At 58.3% G+C, this 17,459-nt stretch carries 16 protein-coding genes; 6 read left to right on the forward strand and 10 right to left on the reverse strand.

What is annotated here, in order from left to right:
• The first annotated feature begins 33 nt into the window (after positions 1 to 33).
• Positions 34 to 969 (forward strand): LysR family transcriptional regulator, encoded by a 936-nt coding sequence (locus ABIB18_RS12135; protein WP_031375635.1) that lies wholly within the window; start codon positions 34 to 36, stop codon positions 967 to 969.
• On the opposite strand, the gene mdcH is transcribed toward ABIB18_RS12135, so the two are convergent.
• The 9 genes from mdcH to glpD all read right to left on the reverse strand — a co-directional run bounded on the left by mdcH (position 950) and on the right by glpD (position 9,952).
• Positions 950 to 1,852 (reverse strand): malonate decarboxylase subunit epsilon, encoded by a 903-nt coding sequence (mdcH, locus tag ABIB18_RS12140; protein WP_046289365.1) that lies wholly within the window; start codon positions 1,850 to 1,852, stop codon positions 950 to 952. The two genes, ABIB18_RS12135 and mdcH, sit on opposite strands and share 20 nt — an antisense overlap.
• Positions 1,849 to 2,469 carry a malonate decarboxylase holo-ACP synthase gene (locus ABIB18_RS12145; protein ID WP_354474202.1) on the reverse strand — a complete coding sequence of 207 codons (621 nt, stop codon included), beginning with the start codon at positions 2,467 to 2,469 and terminating at the stop codon, positions 1,849 to 1,851. Before ABIB18_RS12145 ends, mdcH begins: the two co-directional genes overlap by 4 nt.
• Before the next feature lies 1 nt (position 2,470).
• Positions 2,471 to 3,430, reverse strand: a complete 960-nt coding sequence (locus ABIB18_RS12150; protein ID WP_031375637.1) for an AEC family transporter — start codon at positions 3,428 to 3,430, stop codon at positions 2,471 to 2,473.
• A gap of 132 nt (positions 3,431 to 3,562) precedes the next feature.
• The gene (gene mdcE, locus ABIB18_RS12155) at positions 3,563 to 4,363 is read right to left on the reverse strand and encodes a biotin-independent malonate decarboxylase subunit gamma (RefSeq protein WP_031375638.1); all 801 of its coding nucleotides are present in this window, start codon (positions 4,361 to 4,363) and stop codon (positions 3,563 to 3,565) included.
• A complete protein-coding gene (locus tag ABIB18_RS12160) occupies positions 4,363 to 5,196 on the reverse strand; it encodes a biotin-independent malonate decarboxylase subunit beta (RefSeq protein ID WP_031375639.1) in 834 nt (277 codons plus the stop codon). The genes mdcE and ABIB18_RS12160 overlap by 1 nt, the downstream gene beginning before the upstream one ends.
• Complete coding sequence (mdcC, locus tag ABIB18_RS12165; protein WP_031375640.1) at positions 5,189 to 5,488, reverse strand: malonate decarboxylase acyl carrier protein; 300 nt, start codon at positions 5,486 to 5,488, stop codon at positions 5,189 to 5,191. The genes ABIB18_RS12160 and mdcC overlap by 8 nt, the downstream gene beginning before the upstream one ends.
• Before the next feature lie 8 nt (positions 5,489 to 5,496).
• Positions 5,497 to 6,360, reverse strand: coding sequence for a triphosphoribosyl-dephospho-CoA synthase (locus ABIB18_RS12170; protein ID WP_354474204.1), 864 nt, complete (start codon positions 6,358 to 6,360; stop codon positions 5,497 to 5,499).
• Positions 6,360 to 8,015: a malonate decarboxylase subunit alpha gene (gene mdcA / locus ABIB18_RS12175; RefSeq protein WP_031375641.1), complete on the reverse strand. Its 1,656-nt coding sequence runs from the start codon at positions 8,013 to 8,015 to the stop codon at positions 6,360 to 6,362. Before mdcA ends, ABIB18_RS12170 begins: the two co-directional genes overlap by 1 nt.
• A gap of 431 nt (positions 8,016 to 8,446) precedes the next feature.
• Complete coding sequence (gene glpD / locus ABIB18_RS12180) at positions 8,447 to 9,952, reverse strand: glycerol-3-phosphate dehydrogenase (protein WP_031375642.1); 1,506 nt, start codon at positions 9,950 to 9,952, stop codon at positions 8,447 to 8,449.
• Positions 9,953 to 10,179: 227 nt separating this feature from the next.
• Here glpD and glpE point away from each other — a divergent pair, with 227 nt between their 5' ends.
• From glpE to malQ, 5 genes are all read left to right on the forward strand, one after another.
• Positions 10,180 to 10,506 (forward strand): thiosulfate sulfurtransferase GlpE, encoded by a 327-nt coding sequence (glpE, locus tag ABIB18_RS12185; protein WP_069729423.1) that lies wholly within the window; start codon positions 10,180 to 10,182, stop codon positions 10,504 to 10,506.
• Between the two features lie 29 nt (positions 10,507 to 10,535).
• On the forward strand, positions 10,536 to 11,357 hold the full coding sequence (glpG, locus tag ABIB18_RS12190) for a rhomboid family intramembrane serine protease GlpG (protein WP_031375644.1): 822 nt from the start codon (positions 10,536 to 10,538) through the stop codon (positions 11,355 to 11,357).
• Between the two features lie 41 nt (positions 11,358 to 11,398).
• On the forward strand, positions 11,399 to 12,157 hold the full coding sequence (locus ABIB18_RS12195) for a DeoR/GlpR family transcriptional regulator (protein WP_354474205.1): 759 nt from the start codon (positions 11,399 to 11,401) through the stop codon (positions 12,155 to 12,157).
• Positions 12,158 to 12,314: 157 nt separating this feature from the next.
• On the forward strand, positions 12,315 to 14,720 hold the full coding sequence (gene malP, locus ABIB18_RS12200) for a maltodextrin phosphorylase (RefSeq protein ID WP_354474206.1): 2,406 nt from the start codon (positions 12,315 to 12,317) through the stop codon (positions 14,718 to 14,720).
• A gap of 8 nt (positions 14,721 to 14,728) precedes the next feature.
• The gene (malQ, locus tag ABIB18_RS12205; protein WP_354474207.1) at positions 14,729 to 16,798 is read left to right on the forward strand and encodes a 4-alpha-glucanotransferase; all 2,070 of its coding nucleotides are present in this window, start codon (positions 14,729 to 14,731) and stop codon (positions 16,796 to 16,798) included.
• Positions 16,799 to 16,836: 38 nt separating this feature from the next.
• On the opposite strand, the gene nfuA is transcribed toward malQ, so the two are convergent.
• Positions 16,837 to 17,412, reverse strand: coding sequence for a Fe-S biogenesis protein NfuA (gene nfuA, locus ABIB18_RS12210; RefSeq protein WP_031375648.1), 576 nt, complete (start codon positions 17,410 to 17,412; stop codon positions 16,837 to 16,839).
• Positions 17,413 to 17,459: the final 47 nt, after the last annotated feature.

The raw sequence follows: 17,459 nt of genomic DNA on the forward strand, positions 1-17,459 counted from the left end.
TTTCATCTTTTGACCAGACAGGCAGAACAGACAATGAGTGACAACATCAATCACGAGATTACCTTTCGCAAGCTCAGCGTCTTCATGATGTTTATGACCAAAGGCAATATCGCCCGCACCGCAGAAGCGCTGGAACTGAGCAGCGTCAGCGTCCATCGTGCGCTGCACACGCTGGAAGAAGGCATCGACTGTCCGTTGTTTATCCATAAAGGCCGCAACCTGGTGCCGCTGCCCGCCGCCTGGACGCTGCTGGAGTATTGCCGGGATGTGACGGCGCTGATGGGGAAAGGGATCGAAGAAGCACGGCTGGTGGCTGGCGTGGGCTGTGGTCGTCTGCGGATCGGCACGCTCTACTCGCTGACGCTGGAAACCATCCCGCGACTGATCATGGGCATGAAGCTGCGCCGACCGACGCTCGAGCTTGATCTCACCATGGGCTCAAATCAGATGCTGCTCAACATGCTTGAGGATGATGCGCTTGATGCGATCCTGATCGCCACCAACAACGGCGAGTTCAGCGATTCGCTGTTCGATGTGGTCCCGCTGTTTTATGATGACATTTTCCTGGCCGCGCCAGCCGGTGAAACGCTGGATCTGAGCCGTCCGGCGGATCTGCGCGACTATGCCGATCGCGATTTCGTTTCGCTGGCCGAAGGCTTTGCTACCTATGCCGGTTTTCAGGAGGCGTTTCAGGTTGCCGGATTTGAACCGCGAGTGGTGACGAAGGTGAATGACATCTTTTCGATGGTCAGCCTGGTGCAGGCTGGCATGGGGCTGGCGTTAATTCCGGGACGGATGAAAAAAGTCTACGAAAACAATATCCAGCTGGTCAGCCTGGCCGAGCCTTATCAGATGCGCCAGCAGATTTCGATTGTCTACTCACACCGCCGCGAACGCGATCAGGAGCTGCTGGCGCTGGCCGCAGAAGGGCGAATGTATGCCCGCGGCCTTACTGACTCAGCCGTTTAGCCAGATGCAGTGCCACCTCAACGCTGTTGCGCTCCATGCAAATGGCTTCGCCCTGCCAGCCCGCCTGCAGGGTGAGGCCGGTCAGCACATTGCCTGGCGGCATTTCAATCGCCAGGCGGGCATCGCGCTGGTTGGCTGAAATCACCGCATCATTCCACTGCACCGTTCGCGCCATGTTATAGGCGAGGTCGTCGGCAATTTTGCCCGGCTCCCAGATTACCCGACCGGTCGAACCGCTCAGGTAAGCGCAGCCAGGGCGTGAAAGACTGACAGACTCAAACGCGGCAGCCAGTTCAGCAGCAGGCTTATCCAGCAGTGCGCAGTGAGAAGGCACGCTGACCGCCAGCCTGACCGCTTTGCTGGCACCGGCCGCCAGCGCTTTTTGCGCCACCCGCGCCATATCCTCATCCCGTCCGGCAATCACGATCTGCGTTTCTGCATTGAGGTTGGCAATATAAGTATTGCTGTCGACCAGCAGCTTCTCCAGCCGGCTGAGCGTCAGTCCGGTAATTGCGGTCAGGCCGTAGCCCTGCGGATAGGCCTGCTCCATCAGATCGCCGCGCAGAGCCACCAGCCGTAGCGCATCGCTGAAATCGAGTGCGCCAGCAATCACCGCGGCGGGATAAGCGCCAATCGACAGGCCGCTGACAATGTCTGGCTTCAATCCGTGTCTGATCAGCTCACGCGCCCAGGCTACGCCGGCAATCAGCAGGCTGAGCTGGACGGCGCGGGTATGACGCAGTGCGTCAGCGCTGTCGAGCAGGTCGGTCTCTTCACCAAGCACGGCGCGCGCGCTGTTTAACACCGCCTCACCGTCGGGAAGATGTTGCAACATACCGACCCGCTGGGTGCCCTGGCCGGGAAAAGTAAAAAGGATTTTCATGCGGGATCTCTGCTCCAGGGTGACGCGGTCAGTCTCGGACCGGTGGCGGTTTTCAACAGTACGCGGCCTTCACGCAGCCATTCGTTGAGGGCAAAAGCGCCGAGCGGCGTTTCCACCTGCGTATCAACGCGGCAGGGCAGCGTTTCAGTCTGGTTCTGCCACTGCTGCAGCTCGTCGCGTGCCAGCGGCTGCGGCGCACGAATCAGTAAGTCCAGATCGCTGGCGGCGTGCAGCGTCGGCCGCTGTGTCGCCAGAGCATAACCGGTGCTGCCGGTGACGCCCCAGTACCATGGCCAGACGCTGTCGCTGAGCGCGATCGCCGCCCTGACCGGCGGATAATCAACAAACGGCGACGCGAGCAGTTGGCTGCGATCAGCCAGCATTTCCGGTGTGACGACGCGTTCAATATCGGCGGCGTCTGTCCATCCGGCGGCGCGCTGTTCACGTTTTTCACCGCGCACGCCGACCGGAATCAGCCCCGATTGATTCACATCGCGCCGCACCACCACTGGAAAAGCGTGCTGCCAGTGCTGGCTGACCCAGGCGTCGCTGATGGCTAACAGCGCGCTGTCTGAGCGCAGCCAGAGGAGATCGTGGGGGCGCGGTGTGAACGTCATATTACATTCCGGAAGTCAGAGTAATGAACAGGGGTAACGATAAAATACACAGAATCGAACTTAACAGCAGCACGGCTTCAGCATCCGGCGACTGCACACCGAAGCGGTTACCAAACACCACGCCAAAGAAGCCGGCTGACAGCGCAATCATCAGAATCGCAGTAATCGCCACCGGACCACTCAGACCCAGCGCCAGCACCAGACCCCAGGCAATAAAGGGCTGAATCAGCAGTTTGGTAATCGTGCCGACACCAACCACGGCGTTGAGTTTCAGTTTACGCGCAGAGAGGATCACCCCGGTCAGGAACAGCGCGGCTGCGGTCGCCGCCAGGCCCAGCGGTTTAATCGCCGCCAGCACCAGATCCGGCATTTTAACGCCCAGCGCCGACAGCACCACACCAATCAACGGACCCATCACGATCGGTTTCTTTACTGAACGCCACATCAGGATCGGCAGCATGGTCAGCGTTGAACCGTGTGCGGTTCCCGCCGCAAAGGCTTTTTCGCGTTCCAGAATCAGCAGGCACAGCGGCGTCAGCAGGACTGAACCACAGGCAATGGATACCGCTACAGAGAGCGAAGTTGTTGGGTTTTCACCCAGAACGCTGGCAAGAATCGGCAGGCCGAGTGCAGCGTAGTTTGGCAGCGCAACGGTCAGCGTCAGCACTGCGGCATCCTGCGGCGACTTTTTGAAAATTTTAGTCGCGGCAAAATAGATACCCGCATAGGTGATCCACATGGCACCGGTAAGCACCACGATTAACGGCCATTGCGCCACGATGCCTGGCCAGGGGGTTTGTACTGTCGCGCTGAACAGGGCAGCGGGCAGGGCAAAATCCATTACAAAAATATTGAGCAGTGAAACGTCTTTGTTGTTGACCATTCCAGCCTTACCGGCCCAGAAACCCAGCAGCATGATCACAAAGATTGGAGCAAGGGCATGAACAATTATATAAATCATAAATCACCTGTATTTTAAGAAGAATTCTTGGCTAACACGATGTTTATAATTCTAAAAGCGGCCCTTATTGCGGGGCGGTCATCCGCCCCGTCCAGGCCGTTTCCGGCAGGTTTTTTTGTTTTGTAGTCGGGTTTACCAGCTGGCGCGCATCCGCTCACGGACCAGCGAGGAGCTGCGGCGATTTTCAGCGCCCAGCCGGTTTTTCAGGCTCGGATCCTGACGGGCATCAGCGATAGCTTTCTGCAGGGCAATCTCAACCATCGCCAGATCGGCATCTGACGGTGCATCAGGATCGGCCACGGTCAGCAGGTCAGACAGCAGGCCCAGGGTGTGGAAGTTGCTGACGTCATAGGCCATCGGTGGAATGGTGGCCGCCAGTTTTTCCAGCGCGTCGACGGTACGCAGCGTGATGCGCGCAGCGGACTCTTTGCCCATTGCATGCACCAGCACGCCCTGGTCGTTGAGCGCGATCAGCCGGTTCGCCTGATAGCCGTGCGCCAGAAATGCGCCGGACATCGCTTTACCGACAATCAGGCCAATCACCGGATGACCGGCCAGACGGGCTTTCGCGTAGGCACCGGCGGCACCGGCCAGCGCCTGGTGAATACCAAACGCCTCTTCACGGCGGCCATAAGCCTGACTCGGCACATCGATCACTGCCACAATCGGACGTTTCACCGCGCTGTTGCTGTCAGCGTCGATGGTTTCATTTACCACTTTCGCCAGCGTCCAGCCTTCCAGCAGGCCGACTTCACCTCTGGCGGCACGGGGATAGTGATTGTCTGCGTCAGGGACTACGGCGATAAAGCGGACGCTTTCGCCATTAAGTTCGCCGTCAGCGACCTGAACAGAGGGGCACAGCCCACTCAGGCGTTGCGCATCGGGTGCGAGTTTTGCCAGCCATGTTGCACCGCGGCTGTTGGTCTGGGTCATTATTTATCCTCCCGGGCGAAAAGCTGTTTAATCGTGGCGGTATCGGCCTGCTGACGGGTGTCGAAGTTGCTCAGACGTGGCAGGAAATCCGCATATTTATCACTGCGATGCTGCGCCGGTACGCCTTTGGCAATGAAGTCATTCATGGCAGTTTTAACCGCATTGACGCCATCGCTGACCAGCGCATCCACCAGGCCGCTGGCGTAGCGGATTTCGCCGCCGGTCATGCTCCAGATAAACGGACGGTCGCGAGAGTCATACTCTTCAATGCCCGCTTCCTGCTCGATAACCTGTGGTCCGTTAAGGCCGAGGCGTGCTTCGCGTGTCACGATCAGGTAGCTGCAGAGCGCGGCAGCGATAGACATGCCGCCAAAACAGCCGACGGTGCCGGCAATGATGCCGATAACCGGGGTATAGCGACGCAGGTCGACGATCGCCGCATGGATGTCGGCAATCGCCGCCAGTCCCAGATTAGCCTCCTGCAAACGGACGCCGCCGGTTTCGAGGCACAGTACCGCCTGAGTCGGTATTCCGTTGCGATTGTCTTCAGCGGCCAGTTCGAGCGCCGCGGCCATTTTCGCGCCGGATACTTCGCCCATGCTGCCGCCCTGGAAGGTGCCTTCGATGGCAATCACCACCGCCGGCTGACCGTTCAGCGTACCGCGTGCCACCACCATGCCGTCATCGGACTGTGGCACCACACCCTGCGGTGCCAGCCACGGCGACATAATGCCTTCGAAGGGATCCAGCAGTTCGCGATAGCTGCCGTCGTCCAGCAGCGCACGCGCACGCTCACGGGCACGTAATTCAATAAAACTGGCATCGTTACGCATGGCTCACCTCTTCAAATACCTGTTCAATACGGATACGCGCGACGCCGGGCGTTGCGCCAAAGTCGTGAATAACCAGCTGTCCGGCAGGCAGGCCGCTGATTAAATTCAGGCGGTCAAACAGCGCCTTCCAGCGGGCGTCGCTGTTATCCAGTGAAGTGGTGATATCAATATTCAGCGTTTGCCCTTCGGTTGCGGTGTACAGGACTTCCATATCACCGGAACCAACGACCCCTGCCAGGGCTTTACCGCTGAGTGCGCGGTTAGCAGGGAAAGATAATGTGATGTGTTCCATAACGACCTCTAATTAAAAGAGTGGTTGGTGGCCGGACATACCCTGTCGACAAACAGCGTAGCGGCCAGCAAATCGGCGGCACCGCCTGGGGATGCGTTCAGTGCCAGCATGCGGCGATCCAGACGGGCGAGGGCGGCCTGACCTTCAGCGGTACCGCAGCCACCGGCCAGCAGCACCGCGCGGGCACCGCGCTGCATGGTTTCCAGTCCGGTCATGCCGGCGCGTGACAGCACGCAGGTATCGCTGAGTGAGGTCATGATCGCCATCAGCGCATCCAGACGGGCTTCGCTTTCGCTGGCACCGGCTGCCCGGCTGCGCAATAACTGCGGCAGCGCCAGCTGCATCACGTGAGGAAAAGCCTGTTGCGCCTCCTCACGTGCGCCGGGTACCTGATAGCGGTGACTCGCTTTCAGCCCCTTGCTGAACACTTTCGGTGCCGCCCGATCGGGCAGGCTTGCCAGCATTGCGGCTGTCTGCGTCAGGCTGGCAGCCGTGGCGTGTCCGCCGTGCATTGCGGCCGCGCTGACCAGCAGACCCAGCGCCCAGATAGCACCACGATGGGTATTCACGCCGCCGGTGGCCGCCATCATCTGCCGCTCGCCCTCACGTCCCAGACGACCCACCGTTTCGCGCAGGGCGATGTCGGCTGGCCGCATCCAGCTCTGACGGGCCAGCGCCAGGAAGGTTGGCACCAGGCTTTCGGCGGAACGCTCCATCAGGGCCAGCGTCAGGTCCTGATGCGCCCCGTTTCCCCGACTGTCGACCAGACCCGGCTTGGGACTCAGCCGCGCTTCATCGGTCAGACAATCGCGCGCTGTGATCGCCAGCAGGCTGGCCTGCGCCTCGGGTTGAGTCTGCGACAGGAGTTTCATTACCAGCTCCGGAATTTTGCCGGTGGGTTATAAAGACCGCCCGACCATTCAACCAGGTCTGAGACACTGCTGGCGGCGAGCAGCGAGCGGGTCGCATCTGAACGACGGATGCCCATGTCTTCCGGATAGACGACTTTGCCGCTTTTACGCAGGGCTGCTACGCGTGCCGCATCAACGCCAAGACCGATATCGGTAATCCCGGCCACCGCAGCGACCATGGCGCGGCGCTCTTCAAGACTTTCTGCCCGATAGAGATAGGCAATACCTTCTTCGGTCAGCACGTGGGTAACGTCATCGCCATAAATCATCACCGGTGCCAGCGGCATGCCGGTCGATTTTGCGACCTCTACCGCATCCAGCGTTTCAACGAAGGTAGGTTTTGCACCGGCCTGGAAGGTTTCAACCATCTGAACCACCAGTTTTTTACCGCGCTGCATCGGATCTGGCTCGGTGATCATATTGAGCCAGGCGGGCGAAGCATGGCGGCGGCCGTGCGGATCGTGGCCCATGTTAGGCGCCCCGCCGAAGCCGGAAAGGCGACCGCGGGTCACGGTAGAGGAGTTCGCCAGCCCATCAACCTGTAAGGTTGCGCCGATAAACATATCAACCGCGTACTGGCCTGCCAGCTGACAGAAGGCGCGGTTAGAGCGCATAGAGCCGTCGCTGCCGGTGAAGAAGATATCGGGGCGGGCGCGAATGTACTCTTCCATGCCCAGCTCACCGCCGAAGCAGTGCACGCTCTCAACCCAGCCGCTCTCAATCGCCGGGATCAGCGTCGGATGCGGGTTCAGCGTCCAGTGCTTACAGATTTTGCCTTTCAGGCCGAGTTGTTCACCGTAGGTTGGCAGCAGCAGTTCAATCGCGGCGGTGTTAAAACCAATGCCGTGGTTAAGCGACTGCACCTGGTGTTCAGCGTAGATCCCTTTGATCGCCATCATCGCCATCAGGATATGTTCCTGTTTGATCAGGCGTGGGTCGCGGGTAAACAGCGGTTCGATGAAGAAAGGTTTGTCCGCCACCACGATATAGTCGATCCAGGAACCGGGGATGTCGACGCGTGGCAGGTCGGTTTCGTCATCGACCAGTTCATTCACCTGAGCAATCACGATACCGTCACGAAACGCGGCAGCTTCTACCAGTGCCGGCGTATCTTCGGTGCTTGGGCCGGTATACAGATTGCCTTTACGGTCAGCTTTATAACCGGCAATCAGCGCGACGTTCGGGCTCAGATCAACGTAGAGGCGGGAATAGAGTTCGATATAGGTGTGAATCGCGCCTATTTCCAGTTGTCCATCTTCTAACAGCTGGGAAATACGCAGGCTTTGCGGGCCGGAAAAAGAAAAATCGAGTTTGCGGGCGATACCTTTCTCGAAAATATCAAGATGTTCGCTGCGGCCGACGCTCGGCATAATCATATGCAGGTCGTGGACTTTGGCTGGATTAACTTCCGCCAGGGTACGCGATAAAAAATCTGCCTGTTTCTGGTTATTACCTTCCAGCACGACCCGGTCACCGGGCGCAATCAATTTTTCAAATGCTTCAACAGCTCTTTCAGTAGGAATGACTTTGCCATCAACAGGGAAGGATGCCAGACGCCGCGCTTTCTCACTGCGGCGTGTGTTCCATTCCCGGGCAGGCGTTTGGCCTGTGTTCATTTCAACCTCCTGATTAAAATAACGGATATGTCGTTTTTGCTGAGAGAAGTCTGAACTTTCTGGTTGCATGGTTCAATTAAGCAAAACACGCGAACGTTAGATTTTAATTAACGATGAGCACGGCGTGGCCGGGATAACCGAAACATGAAAGATTGAGTTTAGGCGGTAATTCAGAAATTAAATGAATAAATATTGATCGGGGTTAATATTGGCGTGAATCTGACAGGATTAATAAAAATTTAATAAAAAGGAGATCTTCTGCTAATGCGGCTTAATAGCGGTGACCGCATGACAGTTATATTACCGTTAAATAACCTCAGCACTGACGTGACAATTCGCGACTGACGCTTACCGCGAAAGCCTGTTGCCGTAACCCGGTTGCGGCAGTTAAAAAAAGCAGGCCGGAGCCTGCTTTTTTCCGTGTTGCCTGATTATGACGCCAGTGACAGCGTGGGTTTGGCTTTCTGCGCCAGCCATTCTGCCACACGGGCCTGCTGCTCTTTGCTCAGCCACATGCCCTGCTTGGTACGGCGCCAGATGGCATCGTCAACTTCACGCACCCATTCATGCTGTACCAGGTAACGTAATTCGGCCTCGTAAAACTCATGACCAAAATTCTCACCCAGATCGTCCAGACTCTTCGCGCCGGCTAACAGCGTTTCGGTGTTGCTGCCGTAGGTACGGGCGAAGTGGCGCGCCATATTTTCGCTAATGAACGGATAACGGCGACGCAGGCTGGCGGCGTAATCTTCACGGGTACCGGAGATATTACCGCCCGGCAGCACGCAGTTCTTCGTCCAGGCCGGACCGGCATTCGGGTAGTACTTCGCCAGTTTCTCCAGCGCATGTTCCGCCAGCTTACGGTAGGTGGTCAGCTTGCCGCCGAACACCGACAGCAGCGGTGCCTGGCCGTTATCGTCACGCACATCCAGCGTGTAATCACGGGTAATCGCCTGCGGTGAATCGGATTCGTCATCACACAGCGGACGCACACCGGAGTATGACCAGACAATATCGTCCGTGGTCAGCTGCTTTTTAAAGTGGCCATTGAACACTTTCAGCAGGTAGTCGGTCTCGCTGTCGTCGATGTGAACGTTTTTCGGATCGCCTTTGTACTCCACGTCAGTGGTGCCGATGATGGAGAATTCATCCATCCACGGGATAACAAACACGATACGGTTATCTTCGTTCTGCAGAATGTAAGCCTGCTTCTCGGTATGCACGCGCGGCACCACGATGTGGCTGCCTTTGATCAGGCGAATGCCATACGGCGATTTTAACTTCAGGCTGTCGTCGAACAGCTGTTTAACCCACGGGCCTGCCGCGTTGACCAGGCCTTTAGCGCGCCAGGTGTAGGTTTTGCCGCTGTCGACATCTTCCGCTTCGACCATCCACAGGCCGCCTTCACGCCAGGCGCGGGTGACGCGGGTACGGGTACGCACTTCACCGCCACGCTTCACCACTTCCTGCGCATTCAGCACCACCATGCGGGCATCATCTACCCAGCAGTCGGAGTATTCGAATCCGCGCGTGATTTCTGGCTTCAGGGCCGAATCCGCGCCAAAACGCAAGCTCTTACTGCCTGGCAGACTGGTTCGTTTACCCAGATGGTCATACATAAACAGGCCGGTACGGATCATCCACGCCGGACGCAGATGCGGGCGGTGCGGCAGGCGGAAGCGCATCGGGAAAGCGATATGCGGGGCCATTTTCAGCAGCACTTCACGTTCGGCCAGCGCTTCACTCACCAGACGAAACTCGTAGTGCTCCAGGTAACGCAGGCCACCATGAATCAGTTTTGAACTGGCGGAGGAGGTCGCGCAAGCCAGGTCCCGCGCCTCCAGCATCAGCACCGACAGTCCGCGTCCTGCAGCATCTGCTGCAATGCCGGCACCGTTGATGCCGCCGCCGATCACGATCAGGTCTTTGGTTTCCACGTCATCTCCTCCGATGTTCGGAATAGTTCATTAATGTTCGTTTTCGAGCATAATCATAATCGCAAACCAACATTGATGCCAGCTTTTAACCAGGTAAAAACAATTTTGCGTGATATAGCTAACATTCTGCCGGGGAAAAAATTACAAAGCCGCAATGATTGTCAGGTTATAGGCGCTGATTCTCGGGTTACACTAGGCGCCATTGTGACGATGTTATGAGAGACACCATGGAAACGTTTGAATGTATTAATGTGCAGCAGGCGCAGGACCGTCTGGCGCAGGGTGCCCTGCTGGTCGATATCCGTGACCCACAAAGCTTTGCCCTCGGTCACGCCGCCGGCGCACTGCATCTGACCAACAGCAATCTCAGCGACTTTGTTGCCGGCGCGGACCATAGCCTGCCGGTGCTAGTGATGTGTTATCACGGCAACAGCAGTAAAGGCGCCGCACAATTTCTGCTGGGCCAGGGATTCAGCGCCGCCTATAGCATTGACGGCGGGTTTGACGCCTGGCGTGCCGCTTTTCCCCAGCAGGTTGCTCACGGCAGCGAATAAATTGCCGCTCGTCACATGGAGAGTTACTGATGCGCATTACCCAATTTAACCAACCGCGCATGGCGCAGGCGTTTGTTGACTACATGGCAACGCGCGGCGTCACGCTGCGTATTGAACGTGAAAGCCACTACGTCATCATGCTGGATGATGAAAGTCAGCTGGAGATGGTCGAAAACGAACTTCAGCAGTTCGTGCAGGATCCTAACCATCCGCGCTATCAGGCGGCGAGCTGGCACAGCGGCAAAACGGACAGCGGCTTACGCTATGAGCGCAGCAACATCTGGGCCAACATCCGCGAGCGTGCCGGTCCGCTGACCATGACGGTGATGCTGCTCTGCATTGCGGTGTTTATCCTGATGCAGATCGTCGGCGATCGCACCGTGATGTCCTGGCTGGCGTGGCCGGACACCGATCAGCATCTTGAGGTCTGGCGCTGGTTCAGCCATGCGCTGCTGCACTTTTCACTGCTGCACATCCTGTTCAACCTGATGTGGTGGTGGTATCTGGGCGGCGCGGTAGAGAAGCGGCTCGGCAGCGGCAAGCTGTTCGTGATTATGCTGATCTCCGCGCTGCTGAGCGGCTGGATGCAGGCCAAATTCAGCGGCATCTGGTTTGGCGGTCTGTCGGGCGTGGTGTATGCGCTGATGGGCTATTGCTGGCTGCGCGGTGAACGCGATCCCGACAGCGGCATCTATCTGGAACGTGGATTGATCGGCTTCGCGCTGGTCTGGCTGGTGATTGGCTGGTTTGGCGCGTTTGGTCTGGCGATCGCCAACGCGGCGCACGTCGCCGGTCTGGTGGTCGGCTTAGCCATGGCGCTGGTCGATACGCGAAAAATCGCGCGCCGTTAGTCGCGGCATTTCAGGAATAAGCGAGAAAACAGGAGAGGAACGTGAAGCAGACGCAACGTCATGACGCGATTATCGATTTAGTCCGACGTCAGGGATATGTCAGTACTGAGGAGCTGGTGGATCATTTCGAGGTGAGCCCGCAGACCATTCGTCGCGACCTGAACGATCTGGCCGATCAAAATAAGATTCAGCGCCATCACGGCGGCGCGGCGCTTCCCTCCAGTTCTGAAAACACCGCCTGGCACGATCGTAAGATGATGTTGTCGGCGGAGAAAGCGCGGATTGCGCAGCGGGTGGCCAGCCAGATCCCGGATGGTGCCACGCTGTTTATTGATATCGGCACCACGCCAGAAGCGGTGGCGCATGCGCTGCTGAACCATAACGATCTGCGGGTGGTGACCAACAACCTGAACGTGGCGATGCTGCTGATGGGGAAACCCGATTTTCGGGTCATCATCGCCGGTGGCGAAGTGCGTACCCGTGACGGGGCGGTAATGGGAGAAGCCACGCTCGACTTCATCTCTCAGTTCCGCCTTGATTATGGCATTCTCGGCATCAGCGGAATCGATATGGATGGCTCACTGCTGGAGTTCGACTATCACGAAGTGCGTACCAAGCGCGCCATCATTGAAAACTCACGCTGCGTGATGCTGGTTGCGGACCACTCTAAATTTGGCCGTAACGCGATGGTTAACCTCGGCAACATGAACCTGCTGGATCATCTCTACACCGATAAAATGCCGCCATCCAGCGTGATGAAGGTGATTGAGCAGCATGAGGTCCACCTCGAACTCTGCTGATTTCCGCCCTCGCCAGCTGCCCGGCTGGCGTTTTTGTTTGATTGCTGTCGCTTTTTTCCCCACTCCCGTCTTTACTTAACACGTCGCTGGCACCCTGTTGCCAGCCCGTGCGCTTGCTCGTTTTGCTTCACCTCATTGCGTAACAGAAGGGAGTGATATGCCGCAGCAAAAATTCAATAAAGCCCGTTTCAACGCCGCACTAACCCGTCAATGGCAACACTTAGGTCTCACCTCCGCACAACAGATGACCACGCACCAGTGGTGGCAGGCGATTAGCGCTGCGCTGGCGGAATTACTGGCTGCGCAACCGGCTCCCCGCGTCTCTGAGCGGCAGCGCCACGTCAATTATCTGTCGATGGAGTTCCTGATCGGTCGCCTGACCGGCAATAACCTGCTCAATCTTGGCTGGTATGACGACGTAAAAGCGCTGCTGGCTGAGCAGCAAATCGATCTAACTGAACTGCTGGAGCAGGAGGTTGATCCGGCGCTCGGCAACGGCGGGCTGGGTCGACTGGCGGCCTGCTACATGGACTCCATGGCCACCGTCGGTCAGTCGGCCACCGGCCACGGGCTCAACTATCAGTACGGCCTGTTTCGCCAGTCGTTCGATCAGGGACAGCAGATTGAAGCGCCGGATGACTGGCAGCGCGAACGCTATCCGTGGTTCCGCCACAATGCGGCACTGGATGTTGAGGTGGCGATGGGCGGCAGCGTGGAGAAACTGGAGCAGGGCGGCGTACGCTGGCAGCCCGATTTTTATCTGCGCGGCGAGGCGTGGGATCTGCCGGTTACCGGCTACCGCAATGGCACCACGCTGCCGCTGCGTTTGTGGCAGGCGACCAGCGCCCATCCTTTCGATCTGACCCGCTTTAACGACGGTCAGTTTTTGCAGGCGGAGCAGCCCGGCATTGATGCGGCAAAACTGACGAAGGTGCTGTATCCCAACGACAACCATCAGGCGGGCAAACGCCTGCGCCTGATGCAGCAATATTTCCAGTGCGCCTGTGCGGTGGCCGATATTCTGCGCCGTCACCATCTGGCGGGGCGCAGCATTCATAGTCTGCCCGATTTCGAAGTGATTCAGCTTAATGATACCCATCCGACCATCGCCATCCCGGAAATGCTGCGGCGGTTGCTGGACGAGCATCAACTGAGCTGGGATCAGGCCTGGCATATCACCAGCCGGTTATTCGCCTACACCAACCACACGCTGATGCCCGAAGCCCTGGAGCGCTGGGATGAAAAACTGATGCGCAGCCTGCTACCGCGTCACATGCTGATCATCAAAGAGATCAATCAGCGCCTGAAAAAGCAGGTGAAGCAGCGCTGGCCGGATGACAAAGCGCTATGGCACAAGCTGGCGGTGGTGGCGGACGGTGAGGTGCGCATGGCGAACCTTTGCGTGGTCAGCGGTTTCGCGGTAAACGGCGTGGCGGCGTTGCATTCCAGCCTGGTGGTGACCGATCTGTTTCCGGAGTATTACCAGCTGTGGCCGCAGAAATTCCATAACGTCACCAACGGCATTACGCCGCGCCGCTGGTTAAAACAGTGTAACCCGGCGCTGGCGTCCCTGATTGATGACACGCTGAAGGTGGAGTGGGTCAATAACCTTGATGCGCTCAAAGGGCTGGAAGCCTATGTCGACGATCCGGCGTTTTGTCAGCGTTACCGCAGCATCAAGCAGCAGAATAAAGCGCGGCTGACCGACTACATCGCACGGCACACCGGCATTATCGTCAACCCGGATGCGATGTTCGACGTGCAGATCAAGCGGTTACATGAGTACAAACGCCAGCATCTCAGCCTGCTGCATATCCTGCACTGCTATCAGACCCTGCTTGATAACCCGGACGATGCCCGCTTTATTCCGCGCGTCTTCCTGTTTGGCGCCAAGGCGGCTCCCGGCTATTACCTCGCGAAAAATATTATTTACGCTATCAATAAAGTGGCGGAAGTGGTCAACAACGACCCGCGGGTCGGCGACAAGCTCAAAGTGGTGTTCATTCCCGACTACCGGATCACCGTGGCGGAGATGATGATCCCGGCCGCGGACTTATCTGAGCAGATTTCCACCGCCGGTTATGAAGCGTCCGGCACCGGCAATATGAAGCTGGCGCTGAACGGCGCGCTGACCATCGGCACGCTGGACGGGGCTAATGTCGAAATCGCTGAACAGGTCGGCGAGGAGAATATCTTTATCTTCGGTCATCGCGTTGATGAGGTGAAAGCGCTGAAAGCCGCCGGGTATAACCCGAAAAAAGTGCGCAAGCAGAACAAGGGGCTCGACGCGCTACTCAAATCACTGGAGAAGGGCAAATTCAGCGGCGGGGACAAACAGGCGTTTGACCTGATGCTGGCGAGCCTGACCAAAAACGGCGACCCGTGGCTGGTACTGGCAGATTTTCCGGCCTACATCGAGGCACAGCAACGCGTGGAAGCGCTGTGGCGCGATCCGCTGAGCTGGACCCGCGCCGCCATCCTCAACACCGCGCGAACCGGCATGTTCAGCTCGGATCGCGCGATTAGTGATTATCAGCAACGTATCTGGCAGGCAGCACGCTAAGGAGCAGCATGAAACAGAACTCACTTGATCAGGCCGCCCGTGCGGCCGGTATTTCACTGGATTACATTAACGTTAACGGCGAGAAAGAGGCGATCAGCGACGACACCAAACGCGCGTTGCTGGCGGTGATGGGCGATCCTCATGATGCAAAGAAGTCACCCTTACCGCCGGTCGCGGTCTTCAGCGGCAGCGGTAAACGTCAGCTCACGCCGCAGGGCAGCGGTATTTATCACTGGCAGCTCCAGACCGAGAAGGGCAAGCAGCTCAGCGGTGAACTGACGGCCGGCGAATCCTTTACGTTGCCAGGTCCGCTGGCGCAGGGCTATCACCAGCTGACGCTGAGTAAGGGAAAAAAGCAGTGGCAGACCCGCATCATTATCACGCCGCGCCGCTGCTATCTGCCGCCGGCGCTGGAAGCGGGCGAGAAGCGCTGGGGCGCACTGGTACAGCTCTATACGGTTCGTTCGGCGCAGAACTGGGGCATCGGTGACTTCGGCGATCTGCAGACGCTGCTGGAGCAGCTGGCGGCCCGCGGCGGCGATTTCGTCGGGCTTAATCCGCTGCATGCGCTCTATCCGGCCAGCGCCGATTTTGCCAGCCCCTACAGTCCGTCGTCGCGTCGCTGGCTGAATATTATCTATATCGACGTGGGTCAGGTGGTCGACTTCCAGCAGAGCCCGGCGGCGCAGAAGTGGTGGAAAAGCGCTAAAACGCAGCGGGCGCTGAGCAAAGCGCGTGAGGCGGAGCTGGTCGATTATGAAGCGGTGATGGCGCTTAAGCTGGCCGCGCTGCGCCTCGCCTGGGCACACTTCCAGGCGCGGGATGCAGAGAGCGAAGATAAACAGTCGTGGGCTGCCTTTGTCCGTGAGGGCGGAGACAGCCTGCGCTATCAGGCGGCCTATGATGGCATACAGCTTGAGCGGCGGGCGGGCAATGCGCAGCACTGGGGCTGGCCCGCGTGGCCGGAAGGCTGGCGTAACAGCCAGTTGCCGGAGGTGCAGCACTGGTGCGAGCAGCACCAAGAGGAAATTGCCTTCTGGCAGTGGTTGCAGTGGCTGGCACAGCAGCAGTTCTCCCGCTGCTGGTCGCGCAGCCAGGCGCTGGGGATGAGCGTGGGTCTTTATCGCGATCTGGCGGTCGGCGTGGCGGAAGGCAGTGCTGAAACCTGGCACGATCCGGAGCTGTATCGTCTGCAGGCGTCGATTGGCGCGCCGCCCGATCGCCTCGGTCCGCTGGGTCAGTACTGGGGCCTGCCGCCGATGGATCCGCACGTGATGCAGGCGCGAGGTTATCAGCCGTTTATCGACATGCTGCGCGCCAATATGCGCGATTGCGGCGCGTTACGAATCGACCATGTGATGTCGCTGCTGCGCCTCTGGTGGGTGCCGGCCGGGGAAACGGCCGATAAAGGTGCCTACGTGGCCTATCCGGTTGATGATTTGCTCGGCATTCTGGCGCTGGAGAGCCACCGGCTGCGCTGCATGGTGATCGGGGAGGATCTTGGCACCGTACCGAAAGAGATCGTCAGCCTGCTGCGTAAAAGCGGGGTGTTTTCATGGAAGGTGCTGTGGTTCGAGCAGGAGAAAAACGGCAGCTATCGCGCTCCCGCAGCCTACCCGCGCCAGTCAATTGCCAGCGCCAGTACCCATGATTTGCCAACGCTGACCGGGTTCTGGGAGCAGGGCGATCTGTCGCTGGGCGAAAAGATTGGCCTCTATCCGGGTGATGCGGTTAAGGCGCTGCATCAGCAGCGGGCAGAACAGAAGCAGGCGCTGCTTGATGCGCTGCATCAGGCGGGAGCGCTACCGGCCCGCAGTCCGAAAAAAGCCGATAAGCTGGCGATGACGCCGACGCTGAACCGGGCGATACATCGCTTCCTGGCCGATACCGACAGCGCCCTGCTGGGCCTGCAGCCGGAGGACTGGCTCGGGATGACTACGCCGGTAAATGTGCCGGGCACGGTTGAGCAATACCCCAACTGGCGGCGGAAACTGAGTAAAACGCTGGAAGAGATGTTTGCTGACGAGGAAGTGAATAAGCTGCTTAACGCGGTCAGCCAGCAGCGTAAGCCTGGCTGAACAGATCAGCGCGACAGACGGGCTGTCGCGCGTGATCATCAATAGAACGAGTGCTCACCGCGCTGGTGCTCGGTGATATCGCGTACGCCTTTCAGTTCCGGGAAGGCGGCCAGCAGCTCTTTCTCGATGCCATCTTTCAGGGTGACGTCGATCATTGAACAGCCATTACAGCCGCCGCCGAACTGCAAAATGGCGTAACCGTCATCGGTGATCTCCATCAGCGACACGCGACCGCCGTGGCCAGCCAGCTGTGGGTTGATCTGCGCCTGCAGCAGATACTCAACGCGCTCTACCATCGGCGCATCGTCAGAGACCTTACGCATTTTGGCGTTAGGCGCTTTCAGCGTCAGCTGCGAACCGAGGTTATCGGTGACGAAATCGATTTCAGCGTCTTCCAGATAGGGCGCGCTCAGTTCGTCAACGTAGGCGGAGAGCTTTTCGAACTTCAGCTCGGTATCCGTCGCTTCAACCGCATCGGGTGGGCAGTAAGAGACACCGCATTCGGCAGTTGGCGTACCCGGGTTAATCACGAATACGCGAATCTGGGTGCCATCTTCTTGTTTGGATAGCAGTTTGGAAAAATGCTCTTGGGCAGAATCAGTAATTCGGATCATGTCGATTGCTCAATAGTTGACTAATTTAGTTGGTTATAATACGCCCA

Origin of the sequence: Pantoea sp. UYEF8, assembly GCF_040546285.1 — a bacterium.
Classification (GTDB): Bacteria; Pseudomonadota; Gammaproteobacteria; order Enterobacterales; family Enterobacteriaceae; genus Pantoea; species Pantoea brenneri.

Coding starts and splice junctions, on each gene's coding strand:
- ABIB18_RS12135 (WP_031375635.1), top strand. CDS start 34: ATGAGTGACAACATCAATCACGAGATTACCTTTCGCAAGCTCAGCGTC.
- mdcH (WP_046289365.1), bottom strand. CDS start 1,852: ATGAAAATCCTTTTTACTTTTCCCGGCCAGGGCACCCAGCGGGTCGGT.
- ABIB18_RS12145 (WP_354474202.1), bottom strand. CDS start 2,469: ATGACGTTCACACCGCGCCCCCACGATCTCCTCTGGCTGCGCTCAGAC.
- ABIB18_RS12150 (WP_031375637.1), bottom strand. CDS start 3,430: ATGATTTATATAATTGTTCATGCCCTTGCTCCAATCTTTGTGATCATG.
- mdcE (WP_031375638.1), bottom strand. CDS start 4,363: ATGACCCAGACCAACAGCCGCGGTGCAACATGGCTGGCAAAACTCGCA.
- ABIB18_RS12160 (WP_031375639.1), bottom strand. CDS start 5,196: ATGCGTAACGATGCCAGTTTTATTGAATTACGTGCCCGTGAGCGTGCG.
- mdcC (WP_031375640.1), bottom strand. CDS start 5,488: ATGGAACACATCACATTATCTTTCCCTGCTAACCGCGCACTCAGCGGT.
- ABIB18_RS12170 (WP_354474204.1), bottom strand. CDS start 6,360: ATGAAACTCCTGTCGCAGACTCAACCCGAGGCGCAGGCCAGCCTGCTG.
- mdcA (WP_031375641.1), bottom strand. CDS start 8,015: ATGAACACAGGCCAAACGCCTGCCCGGGAATGGAACACACGCCGCAGT.
- glpE (WP_069729423.1), top strand. CDS start 10,180: ATGGAAACGTTTGAATGTATTAATGTGCAGCAGGCGCAGGACCGTCTG.
- glpG (WP_031375644.1), top strand. CDS start 10,536: ATGCGCATTACCCAATTTAACCAACCGCGCATGGCGCAGGCGTTTGTT.
- malP (WP_354474206.1), top strand. CDS start 12,315: ATGCCGCAGCAAAAATTCAATAAAGCCCGTTTCAACGCCGCACTAACC.
- malQ (WP_354474207.1), top strand. CDS start 14,729: ATGAAACAGAACTCACTTGATCAGGCCGCCCGTGCGGCCGGTATTTCA.
- nfuA (WP_031375648.1), bottom strand. CDS start 17,412: ATGATCCGAATTACTGATTCTGCCCAAGAGCATTTTTCCAAACTGCTA.